This window comes from Myxococcus sp. AB036A (genome assembly GCF_006547355.1).
In the GTDB taxonomy this organism is placed as follows: Bacteria; Myxococcota; Myxococcia; order Myxococcales; family Myxococcaceae; genus Myxococcus; species Myxococcus virescens.
In genome coordinates this window covers 43,886-64,986 of sequence record NZ_VHLC01000027.1, presented here as the reverse complement: position 1 = coordinate 64,986, position 21,101 = coordinate 43,886, and the positions used below count along the sequence as shown (strand labels likewise).

General features: G+C 69.0%; 21 protein-coding genes. 16 read left to right on the top strand and 5 right to left on the bottom strand.

The genetic code is table 11. The annotated features are described in order from the left end of the window. The first annotated feature begins 66 nt into the window (after positions 1-66). The 4 genes from grpE (at position 67) to FL344_RS13980 (ending at position 4,698) form a co-directional block, all read left to right on the top strand. Positions 67-948 carry a nucleotide exchange factor GrpE gene (gene grpE, locus FL344_RS13995; protein ID WP_141618875.1) on the top strand — a complete coding sequence of 294 codons (882 nt, stop codon included), beginning with the start codon at positions 67-69 and terminating at the stop codon, positions 946-948. A 5-nt stretch (positions 949-953) separates the two neighbouring features. Then, the gene (dnaK, locus tag FL344_RS13990) at positions 954-2,777 is read left to right on the top strand and encodes a molecular chaperone DnaK (RefSeq protein WP_141592208.1); all 1,824 of its coding nucleotides are present in this window, start codon (positions 954-956) and stop codon (positions 2,775-2,777) included. Positions 2,778-2,848: 71 nt separating this feature from the next. Continuing rightward, positions 2,849-3,145 carry a hypothetical protein gene (locus FL344_RS13985; protein ID WP_090488079.1) on the top strand — a complete coding sequence of 99 codons (297 nt, stop codon included), beginning with the start codon at positions 2,849-2,851 and terminating at the stop codon, positions 3,143-3,145. A 119-nt stretch (positions 3,146-3,264) separates the two neighbouring features. Further along, on the top strand, positions 3,265-4,698 hold the full coding sequence (locus tag FL344_RS13980) for a serine/threonine-protein kinase (protein ID WP_228565032.1): 1,434 nt from the start codon (positions 3,265-3,267) through the stop codon (positions 4,696-4,698). A 58-nt stretch (positions 4,699-4,756) separates the two neighbouring features. Here FL344_RS13980 and FL344_RS13975 read toward each other — a convergent pair whose 3' ends face one another. Next, complete coding sequence (locus tag FL344_RS13975) at positions 4,757-5,632, bottom strand: YsnF/AvaK domain-containing protein (RefSeq protein ID WP_194863100.1); 876 nt, start codon at positions 5,630-5,632, stop codon at positions 4,757-4,759. A 338-nt stretch (positions 5,633-5,970) separates the two neighbouring features. Between FL344_RS13975 and FL344_RS13970 the strand changes: the two genes are divergently transcribed. The 9 genes from FL344_RS13970 (at position 5,971) to FL344_RS13930 (ending at position 13,824) form a co-directional block, all read left to right on the top strand. After that, positions 5,971-6,357, top strand: coding sequence for a hypothetical protein (locus tag FL344_RS13970; RefSeq protein WP_228558206.1), 387 nt, complete (start codon positions 5,971-5,973; stop codon positions 6,355-6,357). Positions 6,358-6,391: 34 nt separating this feature from the next. Further along, a complete protein-coding gene (locus FL344_RS13965) occupies positions 6,392-7,111 on the top strand; it encodes a YsnF/AvaK domain-containing protein (RefSeq protein ID WP_228558205.1) in 720 nt (239 codons plus the stop codon). Positions 7,112-7,234: 123 nt separating this feature from the next. After that, positions 7,235-8,440, top strand: coding sequence for an ABC transporter substrate-binding protein (locus FL344_RS13960; protein ID WP_141592204.1), 1,206 nt, complete (start codon positions 7,235-7,237; stop codon positions 8,438-8,440). Beyond that, positions 8,440-9,360, top strand: coding sequence for a branched-chain amino acid ABC transporter permease (locus FL344_RS13955; RefSeq protein ID WP_011556589.1), 921 nt, complete (start codon positions 8,440-8,442; stop codon positions 9,358-9,360). The genes FL344_RS13960 and FL344_RS13955 overlap by 1 nt, the downstream gene beginning before the upstream one ends. After that, complete coding sequence (locus FL344_RS13950) at positions 9,360-10,424, top strand: branched-chain amino acid ABC transporter permease (protein WP_090488091.1); 1,065 nt, start codon at positions 9,360-9,362, stop codon at positions 10,422-10,424. Before FL344_RS13955 ends, FL344_RS13950 begins: the two co-directional genes overlap by 1 nt. Next, a complete protein-coding gene (locus FL344_RS13945) occupies positions 10,421-11,305 on the top strand; it encodes an ABC transporter ATP-binding protein (RefSeq protein ID WP_011556587.1) in 885 nt (294 codons plus the stop codon). Before FL344_RS13950 ends, FL344_RS13945 begins: the two co-directional genes overlap by 4 nt. Then, positions 11,302-12,057, top strand: coding sequence for an ABC transporter ATP-binding protein (locus tag FL344_RS13940; protein WP_090488093.1), 756 nt, complete (start codon positions 11,302-11,304; stop codon positions 12,055-12,057). The genes FL344_RS13945 and FL344_RS13940 overlap by 4 nt, the downstream gene beginning before the upstream one ends. A 151-nt stretch (positions 12,058-12,208) precedes the next feature. After that, complete coding sequence (locus FL344_RS13935; protein WP_228558204.1) at positions 12,209-12,955, top strand: hypothetical protein; 747 nt, start codon at positions 12,209-12,211, stop codon at positions 12,953-12,955. A 101-nt stretch (positions 12,956-13,056) separates the two neighbouring features. Then, positions 13,057-13,824, top strand: a complete 768-nt coding sequence (locus FL344_RS13930) for a methyltransferase domain-containing protein (protein WP_141618873.1) — start codon at positions 13,057-13,059, stop codon at positions 13,822-13,824. A gap of 6 nt (positions 13,825-13,830) precedes the next feature. Here FL344_RS13930 and FL344_RS13925 read toward each other — a convergent pair whose 3' ends face one another. From FL344_RS13925 to proS, 4 genes are all read right to left on the bottom strand, one after another. Continuing rightward, positions 13,831-15,891 carry a putative metal-binding motif-containing protein gene (locus tag FL344_RS13925; RefSeq protein WP_141618872.1) on the bottom strand — a complete coding sequence of 687 codons (2,061 nt, stop codon included), beginning with the start codon at positions 15,889-15,891 and terminating at the stop codon, positions 13,831-13,833. Positions 15,892-15,944: 53 nt separating this feature from the next. Then, positions 15,945-16,562, bottom strand: a complete 618-nt coding sequence (locus FL344_RS13920; RefSeq protein ID WP_141618871.1) for a YiiX family permuted papain-like enzyme — start codon at positions 16,560-16,562, stop codon at positions 15,945-15,947. Positions 16,563-16,641: 79 nt separating this feature from the next. Beyond that, a complete protein-coding gene (gene thpR, locus FL344_RS13915; protein WP_141618870.1) occupies positions 16,642-17,199 on the bottom strand; it encodes an RNA 2',3'-cyclic phosphodiesterase in 558 nt (185 codons plus the stop codon). A gap of 180 nt (positions 17,200-17,379) precedes the next feature. After that, the gene (proS, locus tag FL344_RS13910; protein WP_228565031.1) at positions 17,380-18,831 is read right to left on the bottom strand and encodes a proline--tRNA ligase; all 1,452 of its coding nucleotides are present in this window, start codon (positions 18,829-18,831) and stop codon (positions 17,380-17,382) included. Between the two features lie 159 nt (positions 18,832-18,990). On the opposite strand from proS, the gene FL344_RS13905 reads away from it, so the two are divergent. The 3 genes from FL344_RS13905 (at position 18,991) to FL344_RS13895 (ending at position 21,073) form a co-directional block, all read left to right on the top strand. Continuing rightward, a complete protein-coding gene (locus FL344_RS13905) occupies positions 18,991-19,665 on the top strand; it encodes a DUF4336 domain-containing protein (RefSeq protein WP_090488104.1) in 675 nt (224 codons plus the stop codon). Continuing rightward, the gene (locus FL344_RS39745) at positions 19,646-20,383 is read left to right on the top strand and encodes a TetR/AcrR family transcriptional regulator (protein WP_141592196.1); all 738 of its coding nucleotides are present in this window, start codon (positions 19,646-19,648) and stop codon (positions 20,381-20,383) included. Before FL344_RS13905 ends, FL344_RS39745 begins: the two co-directional genes overlap by 20 nt. A gap of 72 nt (positions 20,384-20,455) precedes the next feature. Then, the gene (locus FL344_RS13895) at positions 20,456-21,073 is read left to right on the top strand and encodes an MXAN_6652 family MXYO-CTERM-anchored protein (RefSeq protein WP_141618868.1); all 618 of its coding nucleotides are present in this window, start codon (positions 20,456-20,458) and stop codon (positions 21,071-21,073) included. Positions 21,074-21,101: the final 28 nt, after the last annotated feature.

The window sequence follows — 21,101 nt, the reverse complement described above, 5'->3', positions numbered from 1 at the left end:
GCCTGGGGGCAGGCCGGTTTCCTTTGTCCTTCTCGCCATTTGGAAGGTCCCGCGGCGCGTGAGATAGTGCGCGCCGTGGCCGGCTCGAACGACAAGAGCAGAATCCAGACAGACATCGGGCAGGACGTCATTGACGCGGCGGTTCGCAGCGTCGAGCGTCACATGGACGAAGAGGACGAGGTGACCGTCATCGAGGTGGAGGCTTCAGGCCCGTCCACCGCGGTGAAGGCCGAAGCGTCCGCGTCCCCCGCCGACACCGCTTCTCCGCCGTCTGACGCCGAGGCGCCCCCGTCCGAGGACGTGGCGGCGCTCCGCCAGGAGGTGGAGTCCCTCAAGGCCCAGCTCGAGTTCAGCCAGGCCAAGGGGCGCGAGACGATGGAGCGCCTGCGCGAGGCCCACGAGCGTGCGAAGGAGGCGCAGGAGCGCACCGTGCGTCACGCCGCGGACCTGGAGAACTACCGCAAGCGCGCGCAGAAGGAGAAGGAGGAGGTCCAGCGCTTCGGCTCGGAGAAGCTGCTCAAGGACCTGCTCCCGGTGATGGACAACCTGGACCGCGCGATTGACGCCGCGGCCAAGTCGCCGGACCTGGACAGCTTCGAGAAGGGCGTGGCCATGACGCGCAAGTCCTTCGAGGACGCGCTGGGCCGCCACGGGGTGAAGGGCTTCAGCGCCAAGGGGCAGGTGTTCGACCCGCGCGTGCACGAGGCCATCCAGCAGGTGGAGACGGCGGACGTCCCCGCCGGCCACGTCGCCTACGAAGTCGTGCGCGGCTTCTACCTCAATGAACGGCTGGTGCGTCCGGCCATGGTCGTCGTCGCGCGTGCACCCGCCGAGCCTGTGGCCGCCGCGGAGCCGCCGGCCGTCGCCGAGCCCGCCACCGCCACGACCGACACCGAGGCGCCCGCCGCGCCCGCGCAGTCCGAGAACTCTTCCGGGGGGAGTCAGTAACCAACATGGGCAAGGTGATTGGAATCGACCTTGGGACGACCAACTCGTGCGTCGCCGTCATGGAGGGCGGCGAGCCGGTGGTCATCCCCAACAGCGAAGGCAGCCGAACCACGCCTTCCATGGTGGGCTTCACTGACTCCGGCGAGCGCCTGGTGGGGCAGATTGCCAAGCGGCAGGCCATCACCAACCCGGAGAACACCGTCTTCGCGGCGAAGCGCCTCATCGGCCGCAAGTTCGATTCGCCCGAAGGCAAGAAGGCCATTGGCGTGTCGCCCTTCAAGGTGGCCTCCAGCCCCAACGGCGACGCGTGGGTGGAGATTCGCGGCAAGGGCTACAGCCCGCCGGAGGTCTCCGCCATCGTCCTGATGAAGATGAAGCAGACGGCGGAGGACTATCTCGGTGAGCAGGTCTCCGAGGCGGTCATCACCGTCCCCGCCTACTTCAACGACAGCCAGCGTCAGGCCACGAAGGACGCCGGCCGCATCGCCGGGCTCAATGTCCTGCGCATCATCAACGAGCCCACCGCCGCGGCCCTGGCCTACGGCCTGGACAAGGTGCAGGAGGGTGGCACCGAGCGCATCGCCGTCTACGACCTGGGCGGCGGCACCTTCGATATCTCCATCCTGGAGCTGAACGCCGGCGTGTTCGAAGTGAAGAGCACCAACGGCGACACGTTCCTGGGCGGCGAGGACTTCGACCAGCGCCTCATCGACTACCTGGCCAAGCGCTTCGCGGAAGCCAACAACGGGCTGGACCTGCGCAAGGACCGCATGGCGCTGCAGCGCCTGAAGGAAGCCGCCGAGCGCGCCAAGCACGAGCTGTCCAGCGCGCCGGAGACGGAGGTGAACCTGCCGTTCATCACCGCGGATGCCTCCGGCCCCAAGCACCTCACGGAGACCGTGGACCGCGCCACCTTCGAGGCGCTGGTGACGGACCTCATCGACCGCACCATCGAGCCGTGCCGGATTGCCCTGAAGGACGCGGGCATTCCCGCGCAGCAGATCAACCAGGTGCTGCTGGTGGGTGGCATGACGCGCATGCCGCGCGTGCAGCAGAAGGTGAAGGAGTTCTTCGGCAGGGAGCCTCACAAGGGCATCAACCCGGACGAGGTCGTCGCCGTGGGCGCGGCCATCCAGGGCGGCGTGCTCAAGGGCGAGGTGAAGGACGTCCTCCTGCTGGACGTGACGCCGCTGTCGCTCGGTGTCGAGACGGCCGGCGGTGTCTTCACGAAAATCATCGACAAGAACACCACCATCCCCTGCAAGAAGAGCCAGGTGTTCTCCACCGCCGTGGACAACCAGCCGCTGGTGAGCGTGCACGTGCTCCAGGGCGAGCGTGAGATGGCGGCGGACAACAAGACGCTGGCGCGCTTCGAACTGGTGGGCATCCCCCCGGCGCCGCGCGGCGTGCCGCAAATCGAGGTGTCGTTCGACATCGACGCCAACGGCATCGTCCATGTCAGCGCCAAGGACCTGGGCACCGGCAAGGTCCAGCAGGTGCGCGTGGTGAGCAACTCCGGCCTGTCCGAGGCGGAAATCCAGGCGATGATTTCCGACGCCCAGTCGCACGCCTCCGACGACAAGAAGAAGAAGGAGCTGGCGGAGCTGCGCAACAACGCCGACGGCCTCATCTACACGACGGAGAAGAGCCTGGAGGAGTACGCGAGCCTCCTGTCGGAGAAGGACCGCGAGGAAATCAAGGCGGACCTGGAGCGCCTCAAGGAGGTGCTCAACACCTCCGACGTGGCGGTGCTCAAGGAATCCTTCCAGCGCCTGGAAGGCAGCGCCTACCGCATCGCGGACGCCATCTACACGGGCCAGGCGAGCTGAACGCTCGCAATCGCCTCCGCGCTCCAGCGTAGACTGCCTGCCGCGCAGTCAGTCCCCCCTGGAGCGCATCAATGGACGTCACCGAAGGCATCGTCATGTTCCTCATCACCGCCATGGTGGTGGGGGTGCCCCTCTTCGGGCTCACGCTTCGCTTCTCCCTCAAGCCCTTGGTGGAGGCCTTCATCCGTTTGAAGGAATCCCAGCACGGCGGCATGGAGGTGCGGCTGCTCCGCGAGCGCGTGGCGCACCTGGAGCGCGTGCTGGAGGTGCACGGGCTGATGGATGACCATCTGCCCCGGTCGCTCCGCTCCGGCACGCCCGAGCACCTTCCGGCCGTGGCGCCGTTGAAGGACCGGGAGCGCGTGTAGCCGTCCCGGCGGTTCCGGGTTTCCCGAAAAGGGCGTCCCGGGTGTTGAATGGGCCCGTGGATTTTCCCTCTTTAGAGGAAGAGGTCGTTTTTCTCCGGGGTCTGGTCTCCGTGCATCGGATGGCCGACGTCATCCTGGAGGACTGCCTGGAGCGGGGCCTGGACCTGAACTCCGGGCTCGACGTGTTTCTCACGCAGTGTGCCCGGCTGGTGCATGCGCGCGCGGGCTTCGTGTCCCTGCGAGGGACGCGAGGCCCGGTGCTGACGCGGGTGCTGGGCGAGCCCGGGGTGGACGTCCTGGCGGCGGCGCACTGGCAAGGTGTCCGCAAGCTGGATGACGGCCGGACGCTCTTCTGCACGCGGCTGGCCCTGGGCAGCCTGGAGCTGGGGGGCCTGGGGCTGGTGGTGGAGGGCGCCTTCGAAGGCGGCGGCGGGCTGGTGATGAAGCTGGTGGAGGCCATTGGCGAGCAGCTCGACAGCGCCGTGCTGGGCTTCCTCGCGCTGACGGACGGCAAGGGCGCGCTGGAGCGGTTGGACGCGCTCGCCGGGGAGCCGCCTACGGCCTCGCGGGGCCACATCGGCCGCTATGAGGTGGTGACGCCCCTGGGCACCGGGGGCATGGCGCAGGTGCTCGTGGCGCGGACCCGAGGCCCGGAGGGCCTGGGCCGGCTGGTGGCCCTCAAGCGCATCCTCCCGCACCTGTCCTCGGACCCTTCCATCGTCCAGCAGTTCCTGGACGAGGCTCGCATTGGCCTGCGGCTCTCCCACCCCAACCTGGTGCACTTCTACGACTTCGGCGAGGCGGAGGGCGCGTACTACATCGCCATGGAGTTGGTGCGCGGCGTGGACCTGGAGCGGCTCCTCCGCGCGGCCAAGGGCCCGCTGGAGACGGCGCACGCGGTGGCCGTGGTGTGCCAGGGCCTGGCGGGGCTGCATGCGGCGCACGTGCTGCAGGGCGAGGACGGCGCGCCGCTCGAGCTGGTGCACCGGGATTTGTCCCCGCACAACCTCATGGTGGGGTTCGACGGGCGGGTGAAGGTGCTGGACTTCGGCGTGGCCAAGGCCCGCGCCCAGCGCACGGTGACGCTGCCGGGCATCGTGAAGGGCAAGCCGCTGTACATGTCCCCCGAGCAGGCGCGCGGCATGAGGCTGGATGCGCGCAGCGACCTGTTCGCCATGGGGCTCGTCCTCTACCAGTCGCTCATCGGCGCGCGGGCCTTCGAGAAGCCCGACGAGCTGGCTACCATGCACGCCATCTGCGAAGAGGCCCTTCCGCCGCGGCCTTCGCACATCTCCCGGGCGCTCTGGGACGTGCTGGAGACGGCGCTGGCCAAGCGCCCCGAGGCGCGCTTCGGCAGCGCGCGGGAGATGGCGGACCGGCTGGCGGATGCCTGCCGTCCGGCGAATGACTCGGAGCTGGTGCGGCTCATGGGGAAGCATTTCCCCGACCGGCATCGCGAGTTCATGCGGTTGGACCGCCCTGTCTCCGCGGGAGGTCGGTCCCAGGAGGAAACGCCCATCATGCGACCGCGGCTCCGGAAGTCCTCACCCTGACGAAGCGGGGAGGAGCCCCGGCCCCTCCCGGGAGGAGCGAGGGGCCGGGAAGGCGCGCTCAGTACCCGCGCTTGAGCGGGTCGTCGGAGGGCGCGTTCAGCGTACGAGCCCGCTCGTCGCTGCCCTCGGTGCGGATGTCCACCTCTTCCCGGCGTACGTGCTCGGAGATGTGGCGCTCCTCATCCACCTCGTCCTTGTGGATGACGACCTCCTCGTCGACGACGGCGCGCTTCTGGACTTCGACTTCCTCGGCGCGCAGCGGGACGACGACGGTTTCCTCCTGGAACGAGGCATTCATCGCCGGGCGTTCCGGGCTCACGTCCCGGCGCTCCACGCGGACGCGCTCGCGGCGCACCGGCACGTCCATCTCCCGGTCCTCCTCCACCACGTCCTTGTGGACGCGGACCTCACCGGCCTGGACGTCCCGCTTGAGCACGTCCACCTCCTCCTTGTGCAGGGGGATGGTGATGTCCTCCTCGCGGCCGTGGATGTCCCGCGCACCCACCGGGGTGTCCGTGGCTTTCAGTCCTGCGGTGTCCGTGCCCAGACGTGTGTCGTAGCCCGTGTCGTAGGCGCCCTTGCGGCCCACCGTGTCCGTGGTGGCGTCCATGCCCGTGCTGGCGCGGGCCGCGGCCTGGTCGGCGCCCAGTCCCACCGCGCCCGGACCCACGCCCGCACCGCCACCCGTGCCGGCGACGGCGCCCGTGCGGTCCTCCCCCGTCAGCCGGCTCAGCATCTCCTTGCCGTGGCTGAGGATGATTTCCGAGCCGTCGATGCGACTGATTTCCGAGTACCGGACCAGGTAGTCCTTCGGGAAGAAGAGGCCCTTCTCGATGTGGAATTCGCCGTCGCCGACGGCGAAGACCTTGCCGAGCTTCTCACCGTCGATGCTGCGGACGACCATCCCTTCGTTGACGTCGCTGCGTTGGTACATGGCTGGCTCCTCGTGACCGGGGCGGGTGGACCTGCTGGTCACACCCTGGACCCCGGCGCTGGTGGATGCCCCGCGTGCGAGCGCGAGGCCCTGGGGTTTCCACCCCGGTCATCATGGAAGGTGTGAGCGTTCGGTCTCGGTGTCAGGGGCCGAGGACGCAGTGCCAGTTGGCTTGGCACCGTGCCTGCCCGCCCGAACGCCCGCCTGTCCTTTCGCCTGCCCTGGCGACACCGCGCCGGCGGCCGTGTGCCGGGGCTTCTCAGGGCGCGGCGACCCACCCCATCTTCAAGCGAGGTGCGTCCGGACCGCGTGCCGTGAGCACCCAACGGGAGACCGTCATGAGAAGCAGGCAGGGAACCTCGGAGCCGTGGCGCTGGAGTGACTCGTGGGTGGGCGGCGCGGCCGCGGGTGTGGGGGCGCACCTGGTGGTGCGTGGCATCCACCGGCTGCTCCGTCCGGACCTGCGAGGCCCCATGGTGGGCGTGGCCTGCGCCTCCGGGATGCTGGGCGCCCTGGTGGCGGGCCGGCTCGCGCGCCATCGGCTCCGGCCGCTTCCAGTCCTGGCCCTGGTGCCCACCCCGCCGCCCGCTGTCCGCGAGCCCGCGGCGCTGGAGACGGATACGGACCCGGAGCGCCCCAGCACCCCCCTGGAGCGGGTGCTCCGGCGCGGGCCGAATGGCCGGGAGCATCCCTGGAGCGAGCCCGGGTTGCCCACGCTGGCGTGAGCCACGAACCACACCACACGAGAGGAGTCCTCCGATGCGCACGGACGTACGGGAAGGGATGCGGGTCTTCACGGCGGATGGGAGCCGGTTGGGCACGGTGGTGGGATGTGGCGGGGAGACCTTCGCCATTGAAGGAGGGCTGCTGCGGCTGAAGTCCTTCACCGCGCGCTACGGCGATGTGGTGGACGTGCGCGGAGAGGACGTGCACCTGGGGCTGACGCGGGACGAGGTGTCACCGGAGCACGACAGCCCGGCGCAGGTGCGGTCAGGTCACCCCGAGTCCGTGCTCTCCGCCGAGTTCGCGACGCCCAGCGAACTCGTGGTTCCCCTGGCCCGCGAGGAGGCCCATCCTCACGTGGTGGTGCGCGAGGCGGGACAGGTGCGCATCCACAAGGTGGTGCGGACGGAGGTGCGGCACTTCTCCGTGCCCGTGCGCCGCGAGGAGCTGGTGGTGGAGCGGGTGTCCGAACAGACCGTGGACGCCGAGGGCCCGCCGGCGCCAGAGGCCGTGGCCTCCGCCCGGCCGGTGCTGGAGGGGCTGGTGCCCTTCGAGGCGGGCACCTTCGTCATCCCCCTGCGCGAGGAGCGGGTGGAGGTCACCCGGTCCGTGCATGTCTGGCAGGAGGTTGCGGTTTCCCGGTACACCGACGAGGTGCTCCGGCAGGTTCACGCCACCGTTCGGAAAGAGACGGCGGAGGTGGAGGAGCGGGGCGAGGTGCTCCACGACGGCCCGTTGGACGGGCTGCACTCCTGACTGACGCGCCGCACAGGGGGTGTGTGACGGGGGCTCGGGACGGCTGCACGCTTGACCCATGGAGAGGTGTCCCCTAGAAAACCAGGGCTTTGCCGTGTCAGTTTCCGAGAAGGGAAGCCCTGCATGCGACGACTTGCCCCGATGCTCCTCGCCGCGCTCGCCGTCATGGTGGCCGCTTGCGAGAAGAAGACGCAGCCAGCTCCTTCGGGTGAAGGAGGTACTCAGGCCGCGCAGGGGCAGGGGGCGGCGCCCGGGGGCGCTCCGGTGGACGCGAACACCATCCTGCTGGGGCAGGTGGGCTCGCTCACCGGTGGCCAGGCCACCTTCGGCATCTCCACGCGCAACGGCATCGAGCTGGCCCTCAAGGAGGCCAATGCCGCGGGCGGGGTGAAGGGCAAGAAGCTGTCCATCCGCGTCTACGACAATCAGAGCAAGCCCGAGGAGGCCGCCCAGGCCGCCACGCGCCTGATTACGCAGGACAAGGTCGTGCTCATCCTCGGTGACGTGGCGTCGTCCAACTCGCTGGCCATGGCGGAGAAGGCGCAGGCGGCGGGCGTGCCGATGATTACGCCGTCCTCCACCAACCCCACCGTCACCGACAAGGGTGACTACATCTTCCGCGTCTGCTTCATCGACCCGTTCCAGGGCTTCGTGATGGCGAAGTTCGCGCGGGAGAACCTGAAGCTGAACACGGTGGCGGTGCTCCAGGACAACAAGAGCGCGTACTCCATTGGCCTGGCGGACGTCTTCAGGCGCAAGTTCACGGAGATGGGCGGCAAGGTGACGGCCGTGGAGAGCTACAGCCAGGGCGACACGGATTACCGCGCCCAGCTCACCGCCATCCGCAAGTCGCAGCCGGAAGGCATCTACGTGCCGGGCTACTACAGCGAGGTGGGCATCATCGCCCGCCAGGCGCGCGAGGTGGGCCTCAAGGTTCCGCTGATGGGCGGCGACGGCTGGGACTCCGAGAAGCTCTTCGAGCTGGGCGGCAGCGCCATCGAGGGCAGCTACTTCTCCAACCACTACTCGCCGGACAACCCGGATCCGCGCGTGCAGAAGTTCATCGCGGACTACAAGGCCGCGTACGGCGCGGTGCCGGACGCGCTGGCCGCGCTGGGCTACGATTCGGCCCGCGTGGCGGTGGACGCCCTGGAGCGCGCCAAGGACCTGAGCGGCCCGTCCGTGCGTGACGCCATTGCCCAGACGAAGAACTTCCCGGGCGTGGCGGGCACCGTGACACTGGATGCTCAGCGCAACGCCGTGAAGTCCGCCGTCGTCCTCAAGGTCGAGGATGGCAAGACGCAGTACGTCACGACCATCAATCCCTAATGGCGCAGCTCCTCCAGCACCTCATCAACGGCCTGGCCGCCGGCACCATCTACGCGCTCGTCGCGCTGGGCTACACGATGGTGTACGGCGTCCTGAAGCTCATCAACTTCGCCCACGGCGACGTCATGATGGTCGGCGTCTACATGGGCTACGCCACCGCGTTCGCGCTCGGGCGCGACATGCGCAGCTCCCTGCTGGGCGTGGCCGTCGTGTTCGCGGTGGCCATGCTGGGCTGCGCGCTGCTCGGGTTCCTCATCGAGCGCTTCGCGTACCGCCCCCTGCGGGAGAAGCCGCGCCTCACCGCGCTCATCACCGCCATCGGCATCTCCTTCGCGCTGTCCTACGGCTTCCAACTGGACCTCGGCTTCCTGCCGGGCGCGGCGCCGCGGGCCTTCCCGGAGGTCATCGAGCCGGTGGAGTGGCTCGTCATCGGTGACCGGGACGTGGTGGTGTGGAACTGGCAGGTCATCAGCTTCGGCATCGCCGTGGCGCTGATGGTGGGCCTGCAGTACCTGGTGTTCCGCACGCGCTTCGGCCGGGCCATGCGCGCGGTGTCCTGGGACCACCGCGTGGCGGCGCTGATGGGCATCCCCACCGACCGCGTCATCGCGCTGACGTTCATGCTGAGCAGCGCGCTGGCGGCGGGCGCCGGCCTGCTCTACGCCATCAAGGACACGTCGGTGAGCCCGCTGATGGGCCTGTACGTGGGCCTCAAGGCCTTCGTGGCGGCGGTGATTGGTGGCATCGGCCACGTGCCGGGCGCCGTGGTGGGCGGCCTGGTGCTGGGGCTGGTGGAGGAGTTCGTGGTGGGCTACGCGGCCAGCACCTGGCGTGATGCGGTGGCCTTCGGCTTCCTCATCCTGGTGCTGCTGGTGAAGCCGGGCGGCCTCTTCGGCCGCGTCGCCGCGGAGAAGGTCTGATGGAGACTCCGGCGATTCCCGCCCCCGAGGCCCGCTCCGCCGTCCCCGCGTCGCTGCGCGGCCTGCTGCCCGTGTTGCTGGCGCTGCCGGTGCTGGCGCTGTTCCAGTGGCTGATGAGCGACGCGCCCTTCGCCTCCTACCTGCTGTCGGTGGTGGGGGTGAACATCATCCTCGCAGTCAGCCTCAACATCGTGAACGGGATGACGGGGCAGTTCTCCATCGGCCATGCGGGCTTCATGGCGGTGGGGGCCTACATCTCCGGCGTCCTGTCGCTGAACCTCAAGGACGTGGCGCTCTCCTTCCTGCCGGTGGCGGTCAGCGACCAGGTGTTCTTCGTCGCGTCGCTGCTGGTGGGCGGCCTGGCGGCGGCGCTGTGCGGCTTCCTGGTGGGCCTGCCCTCGCTGCGGCTGCGCGGGGACTACCTGGCCATCGTCACGCTGGGCTTCGGCGAAATCATCCGCGTGGTGGTGCAGAACACGGACGCGTTCGGCCGGGCGCTGGGCCTGTCCGGCATCCCCCAGACGTCGTCGCCGGCCATGGTGTACTTCTTCGTGTTCCTCACGGTGCTGGTGGCCCGGCGCATCACCGGCTCCAGCCACGGCCGCAGCCTGTGGGCCATCCGCGAGGACGAGGTGGCCGCCGAGGCCATGGGCGTGGACACCACGGGCTACAAGGTCCGCGCCTTCGTCATCTCGTCGTTCTTCGCGGGCATCGCCGGCGCGCTGTTCGCGCACTTCGTTCCCATCATCAACCCCGGCTCCTTCACCTTCGTGAAGTCGATGGAAATCGTCGTCATGGTGGTGCTGGGCGGCCTGGGCTCCACGACGGGCGCCATCGTCGCGGCCACGTTCCTCACGCTGCTGCCCGAAGGCATGCGCTCGCTGTTCACCCTGCTGGGGGCCGAAGGCAGCCTGGCGCAGAAGGTGGACCAGATTCGCATGCCCGTGTACGGCCTGCTGCTGGTGGCGCTGATGCTGGCGCGGCCCCAGGGCCTGTTCGGGACGAAGGAAATCTGGGACGTGCTGCCGCGGTGGATTCCGCGCAAGCGCAGGGGGCTGGCGTGAGCGCGGCCGTGCAGGAGACGAAGGCGGAGGCCGGAGCGCCATTGCTCCAGGCGGACGGGGTGAGCATCCAGTTCGGCGGCCTCAAGGCGCTGACGGACTTCAACCTCTCCGTGCGGCAGGGCGACCTGCAGGGGCTCATCGGCCCCAACGGCGCCGGCAAGTCCACGGCGTTCAACGTGCTGACCGGCGTGTACCAGCCCACCCAGGGCGAGGTCCGCGTGGGCGGGCAGCGGGTGAACGGGTGGCTGCCGCATCAAATCAACCACCTGGGGCTGGCGCGCACCTTCCAGAACATCCGCCTGTTCCGCGCGCTCACCGCGCTGGACAACGTGAAGGTGGCGTGCCGGGCGCAGGGCGCGCTGCACCCCGAAGGCGTGGGGTTGGGCGCGAAGATGAAGGGCGCCTTCATCAACTACCGCGACTGGTGGCGCGCGCTGCTGCTGACGCCGCGCTTCCAGCAGGAGGAGCGGGAGCTGACGCAGCAGGCGGAGCACCTGCTGGAGGTCATGGGCCTGTCGCACCGCCGCGACGAGGAGGCTCGCAACCTGCCTTACGGTGAGCAGCGCCGGCTGGAAATCGCGCGCGCGCTGGGCACGCAGCCCAAGGTGCTGCTGCTGGACGAGCCCGCGGCGGGCATGAACACCCGTGAGAAGGCGGACCTGATGGTGCTCATCCGCAAGCTCCGGGACGACTTCAAGCTGGGGGTGCTCGTCATCGAGCACGACATGAAGCTGGTCATGGGCATCTGCGAATGCATCACCGTGCTGGACCACGGCGAGACGATTGCCCGGGGCGCGCCGGCGCAGGTGCGCAGCGACCGGAAGGTCATCGAGGCGTACCTGGGCGACAGCTACCTGGAGAGCCAGGGAGGGGCGGCGTGAGCGACGCGCAGGTGAAGACGCTGGGGGAGCGCCAGGCCTTCCCGCCGCTGCTGTCGGTGGACGGCATCAAGGTGCACTACGGCGCCATCCAGGCGCTCAAGGGTGTGTCGCTGACGGTGGGCAAGGGCGAGGTGGTGGCCCTCATCGGCGCCAACGGCGCGGGCAAGACGAGCACCCTGCGCGCGGTGAGCGGCATGCTCAAGCCCAGCGCCGGACGCATCCAGTTCAACGGGCACGACACCACGGCCATGAAGGCGCACCAGTTGGTGCCGCGCGGCATGGCGCACGCGCCGGAAGGCCGGGGCGTGTTCCCCAACATGTCCGTCCAGGAGAACCTGGAGCTGGGCGCGTACCTGCGCACGGACACCTCCGGCATCCAGCAGGACCTGGAGAAGAGCTTCACGCTCTTCCCGGTGCTCAAGGAGCGTCGCAAGCAGATGGCCGGGACGCTGTCGGGCGGCGAGCAGCAGATGCTGGCCATTGCTCGCGCGCTGTTGAGCAAGCCGCAACTGCTGTTGTTGGATGAGCCTTCGCTGGGGCTGGCGCCGCAGGTGACGGAGGCCATCTTCCGCACCCTGCGCGAGGTGAATGCCACGGGCGTGAGCGTGCTGTTGGTGGAGCAGAACGCCCATCTGGCGCTCAACGCCGCGCACTACGGCTATGTGTTGGAGACGGGCGAGGTCGTGATGGCGGGGCCGGGCAAGGCGCTCCTGGAGAGCGCGGAGGTTCGGCGTGCGTATCTCGGCGAGTAGTGGAGGGTGCTACGTCCTCTCGCCGACGCTCCGGTAGAGTCCGGCGCGCAATGAAACTGGCTCCCCTCCCAAAGTCGGGTAGTCAGCAACCAGGAAGTTCGTCTAGCGTCCGTCGACGCACTGCGTTCAACCACACTCAGGAAGTGTGCCCATGTCCCCGTTGTCCCGCCTTGTCGCCAGCCTCGCCACCCTGTCGCTGATTGCCGCCGCGTGCGCCGGTCAGCAGAAGCCCGATAACCGGGAAGCCACCTCGACCATCGAGGAGGTCGCCAACGAGGGTGGAGAGGAGACCCCCGCCGTCGCGTTCAACGTCCTGGAGGCTCCCGAGGGCTTCACCGTGAAGCTGCCGGGGCCCCCGCCGCAGGCGCAGCGCAGCGAGGCCGCCCTGCCGAAGCGGACGGACAAGGCCACGCTCGTCACGTACGCGGCCAATGAGGGCGGTGTCAGCTACATCGTCAACGCGGTGGACTACCCGGAGGCGTTCGTCGCCACGGTGCCCGCCGAGGCGCTCATCAACGGCGGCATCCAGGGCATCGCCGGTCAGGTGGGTGGCGAGCTGAAGAGCTCCGAGGACATCACCCTGGATGGCTACCCGGGCAAGGCGTACATGCTGGCGTCGCCCAGCGGCGAGGTGAAGGGCCGCAGCTTCCTGGTGGGGCCGCGCGTCTACAACCTCATCACCGTCTACAACGCGGGCATCGGCGCGCCGGGCGCGGACGAGTTCCTCACCTCGCTCACGCTGGTGAACCCGCCGCCGAAGATTGAGCTCCCGGAGCCCGACGCGGGCACGGACGCCGGGACGGCCGATGCGGCCGACGGCACCGGGGCCGCCGTGGAGGGTGGCGAGGACGCCGGAAGCGCGCCGGACGCAGGCGCCCGTCGCCGCCGCGCCAAGTAAGACCGTTGTCCCGGGGACACGCTTCCTTTCTGGGGAGCGTGTCCCGCGATGCCGCGCTGAAGGACCCTGGGCGTTAGGCTCTCCCGTGACAGGAGGCCGCCATGTGGGATCCGGCGCAGTACTCGCGCTTTCGCGACGAGCGGAAGCGTCCCTTCTTCGATTTGCTGTCGCGGGTGGACGCGGCGTCACCCTCCCAGGTCGCGGACCTGGGGTGTGGCACCGGGGACCTCACGCGCGTGTTGGCCGAGCGCTGGCCGTCCGCCCAGGTGTCCGGTGTGGATGCGTCCTCGGAGATGATTGAGGCGGCCCGTCGCGGTGCGTCCGTGGGCTCGGTGCGCTTCGAGGTGGCGGACCTCGCGGACTGGGAGCCTCCCGCGCCGCTGGACGTGCTCGTGTCCAATGCGGCGTTGCACTGGCTGCCGGACCACGAGGTGTTGCTCGGGCGGTTGGTGGCGAAGCTGGCGCCCGGCGGGGTGCTGGCCTTCCAGGTACCGGCCAACTTCGATGCGCCTTCGCACCGGCGTGTCGACGAGGTGCGGGCCTTGCCGCGCTTCGCTTCTGTCCTGGCGCCCGTGCGGCGCAGACCGGTGGAGTCTCTGCCTGTGTACGCGTCCTGGCTGTTCGCCCTGGGGCTGACGGTGGAGGCCTGGGAGACGACGTACCTGCACGTGCTCCCGGGCGAGGACGCGGTGCTGGAGTGGCTGCTGGGGACGACGCTGCGGCCCGTGCTCGCGGCGCTCGGGGAGGAGGAGGCGCGCGCCTTCGTGGAGACGCTGCGCCCGTTGCTGCGCGAGTCCTATCCCGCGCAGCCGTATGGGACGCCGTTCCCGTTCACCCGCCGCTTCGTGGTGGCGCGGCGGGTGACGTGAGCCGGTTTACTGGGGCCAGTGGAGAATCTGGCCCGCGTTGCCCGCGACCCAGAGGTCCGCGGGACTGGTGCCGGCGATGTCGTTGAAGCGCAGGTTCGTGTTCTCGAAGGCGATCTGCCACCCCGTGCCGTCATACCGGTAGATGCGGCCGTTCTGCGCGGTCACGTAGACCGACTTCGAACCAAAGGCGATGACGGAGGTCAGTATCTCGTTGTGCGTGGTGGGGAAGGGCATCCGGCTCCAGGTGCTTCCGTCCCACTGGAGGACGGTGTTCTTCCCGCCCGTATGGTCACCGACGGCGAAGGCGAGCTTGTCGTTCACCACCCAGACGCCGCGAAGTCGGCCCAGGCCTGAGATTGTGGTCTCCACGTTCTCCGACTGCCACTGACTGGTGTTGGTGTTGAAACGGTAGATTCGAGGTCTGCTGGACCCGCCATCGAAGCCGCCGACCGCGAACAGCAATGACCGGGAACGCCCGTGGAGGTCGAAGAGCGGCCCGACAGTGGTGGTTCCGAATTTCAGCTCATTCGGCCCGGCCTCTCCGGTCCACGTGAAAGTCAGGCCTTGGTTCGCTGAGCCGGAGTTCTCAGTGACCCCATGAATCTCAAGGGTCCCTTCGCGGCGGAAGCCGACGAGCCCTCGGATCCATCGGGTCATGTCATGCGTCTGGGTGCAGGCATTCTGACTCCTGTCCAGGAAGGTGAGGCTTCCTCCCGACGAGCCGAGGTAGAGGCGGCCCTGGTTGGCCATGTCCGCCCAGACGGCGTTCCAGCCCCTGTTGCTGTCGCCGCAGTTGGTCGCGTCGGTCTGGAACGTGGATGAGGACGGCTTGAGTATCGCGGTCCCTCCCTGGTTCCCTGAGACAGTCACGTCGCCTGGAACTTCCGTGAAGATAGAGCGCCACTCCTGATCGCTCGCGCCCACGGTGCGGGCTGCCCAACTGGCACCGCCGCTCGGGCAGACCTCGGGGCCTTCGGGATTCCCGTCGCAGTTGTTGTCCAGGCCGTCGCACAGCTCCGGCGCGCCAGGGTAGGTGAACGGGTTGCCGTCGTTGCAGTCACCACCAGCCTGGACGTAGCCCGCGCCAGGCGAGACGCAGGACGACACGGCCGTGCCATCACCAAAGGTGTCTCCGTCGCTGTCCAGGAACCAGTCGTTGGGCGTCGTCGTGGCCTGGCAGGTGGTGGCGATGCCCGAGGCGTCGCAGACGTAGACGCCGGCGCACTGGGCGGCTGCGGTGCACGCCGTGCCGAGGTCGGTGAACGTCTCGTCAATCTGGTCGTTGCAGTTGTCGTCGACGCCGTTGCAGAGCTCCGTCGCACCTGGCCGGATGCTGGCGTTGTTGTCGTTGCAGTCGTCCGCGGGACCCGTGACATAGCCCTGCGGGATACCGGCGCAGAAGGCGACGCGAGCGGCGTTCCGGTCGCCGTGTCCGTCCTGGTCCACGTCAGGGTAGGCATACGCGGCCAGCGGCATGTTGCAGATGACCTCGCCGTTCCCATCGCAGGCACGGACGCCCTCACAACCTTCGCCCTCCGTGCAGCTCTGGCCCAGGCGCAGCTCCACCGTGTCCGACTGCCCGTTGCAGTTGTCGTCGACGTTGTTGCAGCGCTCCGTCGCTCCCGGGTGGATGTCCGGGTTGGTGTCATCGCAGTCCGTGCCGCCCGTGAGCACGGAGACATACCCGTCGCCGTCCGCATCCGTCGCCTGGAGGGACAGGGCCACCGGGACGGGGGTTCCTGGCGTCAGCGTCACGGACGTGGACCGCGTCACCACGGGGCTCGCGGCCTCACAGGTCTGCTCGAAGGCGCGCGCCTCCACCTGGATGGTCGAGCCCCAGCCGCCGGGCGCAATCACCGCGACCGTCAGCGAGCCTCCGGTGGGCCCGCCCTTGCCGGCGACGGTGGTGGAGAGCTCCTTGCCGCTGCCCTCGTCGCGTGCGTTCACCTGCACGCAGCCGGGCAGAAAGCCCGAGTAGTCCACCGTGACTTTGGCAGCGCCAGGGCTTTCGTCCTTTTTACAGCCGGCCAGCGCGAGGAGAGGGAGGAGCACCAGAACGCGTCGCATGCGGACACTCTATCGCGTCCGTGCCCCGCCGCTGCATCCTCGCGAATCGGCACCTACCTCGCGGACGGGAAGTCGGAGTGGACCACGTCCAGGCGTGCATCCGCGGCGATGCTGGCGGGCGTCACCAGCTCCAAATCCAGGGGAACCCGCTTCCCGTAACGTTCGCGGAGCTGCTGCTCCAGGCCCTTCACACGGAGCGAGTCCAGCCGTTCCATTTTCCCATACTCTACGCCTGCACCCTGGGCGTAGGCCTTGCGCACCAGCTCCGAGCAGTACATCGCGTCGTCCCCCCAGCCGAAGTGCCAGTCATACGGCTTGCCCAGGTGCGCCTTGGCCGCCGTCACCGCCTGCTGGCGCTGCGCATCGCTCAGTTCCCGAGGGCGTAGGACGAGGATGCCGCCCTTCACGCCCCGGGCCTTCCACTTCGAGAACCGGATTCGCTGCACCGGCTGCACGGCCTCCACGACCCACGCGCCCTGGTCGGTCACCTCCACCATGCCCACATGGGACAGGGGGCTCTGCGTGGCCTTCTGGATGGCCTGTGACTGCGAGGAGCGCGAGGTGTGCAGGACGATGTCTCCCGTCTGCAACCGGACCTCCAGTCCCTCATGCGGCGCCGCGACCGCGTTGTGGGCGCCGAACCACACCATCAGCATGACCATCCACCGCATTGACGAGTCCTTTCAGGTGCTTGGCTGCTTCCGGCGTGCGGAGAATGCAGCCGGGATGCCAGCCGTCACGAGGGTGCCGCTACCCCAGCGTGCGGGTGAGGGGCACCTCCAGTCGGGGCAGGTAATGGCCGCCCTTGCTCTCGAAAAGCACCAGTTGGTCCACACGCCCCTCGCCCAGTGACGTGTCCTTCAGCGCCTGGACGCATGCGAGGAGGGCGGCGTCTCCGCGCGGGTGCTTCGCGCGGGCCAGCGTGAGGTGCGCGGTGTACTCGCGGTGCTCGGGCTCGAAGCCGAGCGGCCGGAGCACCTGGGCGGTATCCGCCTGCAAGGCCTTCAGCGCGTCCGTGGAGCCGCACACATCCGCCCAGAGCACGCGTGGGTGGGCGGGCGCGCCAAAAGCGCCGCCACCGACGACAGACAGCACGAAGGGGGAGTGCCGAGCTCCAATCGGCGTCAGGGCATCGCGGATGGCGGGCAGGCGTGCGTCATCCACGTCCCCCAGGAACACGAGCGTGAGGTGGAGACCCTCCAGCTTCACCCAGCGGGCCTGGGGGGCCAGGGGGCGCAGCCGGTGCAACTCCTCGGTGGTGCGCGCTTCGATGGCGGGCCCCAGGGTGACGGCGGTGAACAGGCGCATGGCTCACGGCTCCTGACCTCATGAGCGAGACACAGTCCTTCGATTCCCGTCAGCATCGGAGCCGGTGGGTGTCGCCCTGCTCGTGACCGGTGCCACCAGGCGCGCTGCGGGGGCGCCCTCCGGTTCGAGCCGGCGGCGGGCGGTGTCGTGCCCTGCCGCCGGCCCTGACGTGACGGGGACTCAGTACGCCTTGGAGAACACGATGCGGCCCGGCGAAGGCTCGCCGGTGACGACGCACTTGCCCGGCTCCTGCTTGAGGTCGAAGGGACGGCAGCGCGTCGTCAGGCCCGTCTCCTCCTTGATGCGCGCCTCCACCTTGGGGTCCAGGTTCCAGTGCGCCAGCAGGAAGCCCTGGTCCGCCTTCTCCTTCAGCTCCTCGTAGGAGTTGACCTCGAAGGTGTGCGAGTCGCGGAAGGACTTCGCCTTGGTGAACAGGTCCTTCTGCATCGCGTCCAGCATGGCCTGGGCCTTGGACACGGCCTCGTCCAGCGACACGAACTCCTTCTGGCGCACGTCACGGCGGACCATGACGCAGGAGTTCTTGGCCAGGTCCTTGGGGCCCAGCTCGATGCGCAGACACGTGCCGATGAGCTCGTGCTCGTTGTACTTGAAGCCCGGGCTCTTGGTGTCGTCGTCGTCCAGCACCACGCCCAGGCCCGCCTTGCGCAGGTCCGCGGCCAGCGCGTTCGTCTTCTCCAGCACCTGCGCCTTCTCCGCGTCGGAGGCCTTGCCGAAGATGGGGATGATGACCACGTGCGTGGCCGCCAGCTTCGGCGGGACGATGAGGCCGGCGTCATCCGAGTGGGTCATGATGAGGCCGCCGATGAGGCGCGTGGACACGCCCCAGGACGTCTGCCACACGTGGTGCATCTTGCCGTCGCGGCCCTGGAACTGGGTGTCGAAGGCCTTGGCGAAGTTCTGTCCCAGGTTGTGGCTGGTGCCCGCCTGGAGCGCCTTCTTGTCCTGCATCATCGCTTCGATGCTGTAGGTGCGCAGCGCGCCGGCGAAGCGCTCGGACTCCGACTTCTGGCCGGTCAGCACCGGCATCGCCATGTAGTCCTCGGCGAAGGTCCGGTAGACCTCCAGCATCTGCCGGGTCTCCTTCTCCGCGTCCTCCTCCGTCTCGTGACAGGTGTGGCCTTCCTGCCAGAGGAACTCGGTGGTGCGCAGGAACAGGCGCGTGCGCATCTCCCAGCGCATCACGTTCGCCCACTGGTTCAGCAGCAGCGGGAGGTCCCGGTAGCTCTGGATCCACTTGGCGAAGCTGCGGTTGATGATGGTCTCACTGGTGGGCCGGATGACGTAGGGCTCCTCCAGCTTGGACCCACCCGCGTGGGTGACGACGGCCAGCTGCGGGTTGAAGCCCTCGACGTGCTCGGCTTCCTTCTTCAGGTAGCTCTCGGGGATGAGCAGCGGGAAGTAGGCGTTCTTGTGGCCCAGGTCCTTGAACTTCTTGTCCAGGACGCGCTGCATGTTCTCCCACAGCGCATAGCCATTGGGCCGGATGACCATGCAGCCCTTCACGTCCGAGTAGTCGGCGAGCTTCGCCTTCTGGACCAGGTCGACGTACCACTCGGAAAAGCCCTTCTCGCGGGGCGTGAGCTTCTCGGCCATGTGCGGAGCACCCTTCAAAAGTCGTGGAAAGAGGACGGTTGCCTACGCCGGGCCCACCCGGAAATCAACGGCCCCGTCGCCCGGACGGGCGCTGGGTCCCTTCCTGGACGGGATTGCGTTTTTCGACCAAAGGTCAGAATAATGAGCACCGGTTGAATCCGCATCCAGGAGGCAGTCATGTTTCGCCAGGTGGCCGACGACGTGCACGTGCTCGCGGTGGAGTTCCGCATCGGGGGAATGGACTTGGGGGGCCGGATGACGGCCGTCCGCCTGCCGGATGGGGGGCTGTGGCTCCACTCGCCCGTCCGCTTCAGTCCGGAGGCGCGGGCGGCGGTGGATGCGCTCGGGCCGGTGCGCTTCCTGGTGGCGCCCAACCTGATGCACCACCTGTACGTGCAGGACTGGGCGGCGGCCTATCCCGACGCGAAGGTGGCCGCGCCCGCGGCGCTGCGGCGCAAGCGGCCGGACCTGCGCATCGACCTGGAGCTGGGTGACACGGCCGAGGCCAGTTGGGCCGGCGTCCTGGACCAGGTGCTCGTCCAGGGGATGCCCAAGGTGGACGAGCTGCTCTTCTTCCACCGCCCCAGCCAGACGCTCTTCGTCACCGACCTGGCGTTCAACGTGCACCGGACGGGTTCGTGGTTCACCCGCATGTACCTGAAGCTGAGCGGCGCGTGGCAGCGGCTGGCGCCGTCCATGCTGGTCCGCTCCGTCATCAAGGACCGGGAGGCCGTGCGCGCGTCCCTGGCGCGGGCCCAGGCCTGGGACGTGGAGCGCGTGGTGGTGTGCCACGGCGACGTGGTGGAGCAGGGCGGCCGGGAGGCGGTGCGGAATGCCTTCGCCCGGTTCTAGCGGCGGTGGCCGCAAGACCGCGCCGGGCCGCCGTCGCGGCGCCGTGTCACCAGCCGCGTCCACCCCCGCACCGGCTCCCACCGCAGAGCCCTCCGAGCGCGAGGCACGCAAGGCGCGGCGTCAGGAGGGGCGCCGTCAGGCCATCCTCGTCGCCGCGCGGGCGGTGCTGGTCCGGGGCGGGGTGTTGGGACTGACCCTGGAGGCCGTCGCGGCGGAGGCGGACCTGAGCAAGCCTTCCCTGTTCTACTACTTCCGCTCCAAGGAGGACCTCGTGGGGGCGCTGGCGGTGGAGGGGCTGGAGCGCGAGGTGAAGGTGCTGGAGGCGGCGGTGACGGCCGCGGCCAGCGGCGTGGAGGCCCTGGCCGCGCTGGTTCGTGCCCGGGTGGATTTGTACGCGGAGGACCTGGACGGCTTTCGCGTCGTCTATCTGTGGCCGCAGTTGACGGGGCGGCAATCCGAGGCGCACCAATCGCGGGTGCTGGCGCTGAGTGGACATCTGAATGACGTGCTGGAGGCGCGGCTCCAGGCGGATGCGCGCGCGGGCCGGCTGGCCCCAGGGCTCCAGCCGCGTCGGCTGGCCAACCTGGCCTGGACCATGGCGCACGGGGTGCTTTCCCTGGGGGCCGGACTGGAGCACTCCGGTGTGGGAACGCGCTTCACCTTGTCTCAACTTCGTGACGAGGCCTGTGCGGTATTGCTGCGCAGTAGCGGCCGTTAGGGTGGCTGTGAAGGGTGGGAGGGTCGCGCTATGTAGAGAGCCTCCTTCCCGTCGTTCCTTTTTGGAGGCTTCATGCGGTCGTACCTTGCATCACTCGGAGTTGCCGGCGTTGTGTCGGCGTGCCTTGTCTCCGGTTCCGCGTTCGCCAATTCCATGGGCATCAGTGGCCGAAGCGGAAAGCAGGGCTCGAGCCTCACCTGTGCAGAGTGCCACACCGGCGGCAGCGCACCCACGGTGACCATCGAAGGGCCCACCACGCTGGCGCCGGGCGCCACCGGCAACTACACGCTCGTCGTCCGGGGCGGTCCGGCCGCCGGCGCGGGCTACAACGTGGCGGTGAGCGACAACGGCGGCACGCTCAACCCGGGCACGGGTTCGTACAAGCTGAGCGGGGAAGTCACCCACAAGAACATCCAGGCGTTCTCCGGCGGCGAGGCCCGCTTCGACTTCACCCTGGTGGCGCCGTCCACTCCCGGCACCGTCACCCTGTACGGTGCGGGCAACTCGGTGAACGAGAACGGCACCGACCAGGGAGACGCCTCCGCGGCCACCACGCTCAACGTCAACGTGGCGACTGGCGGCGGCGACGGTGGTGGTGATGACGGCGGTGGCTGCGCCGCCGCGGGCGGCATCCCGTTGCTGGGCGCGGCGCTGGTGCTGCTCGGCACCCGCCTGCGCCGCCGCCGCTAGGCCTCGTTGAAAGGAGGCCTCCGTGCGC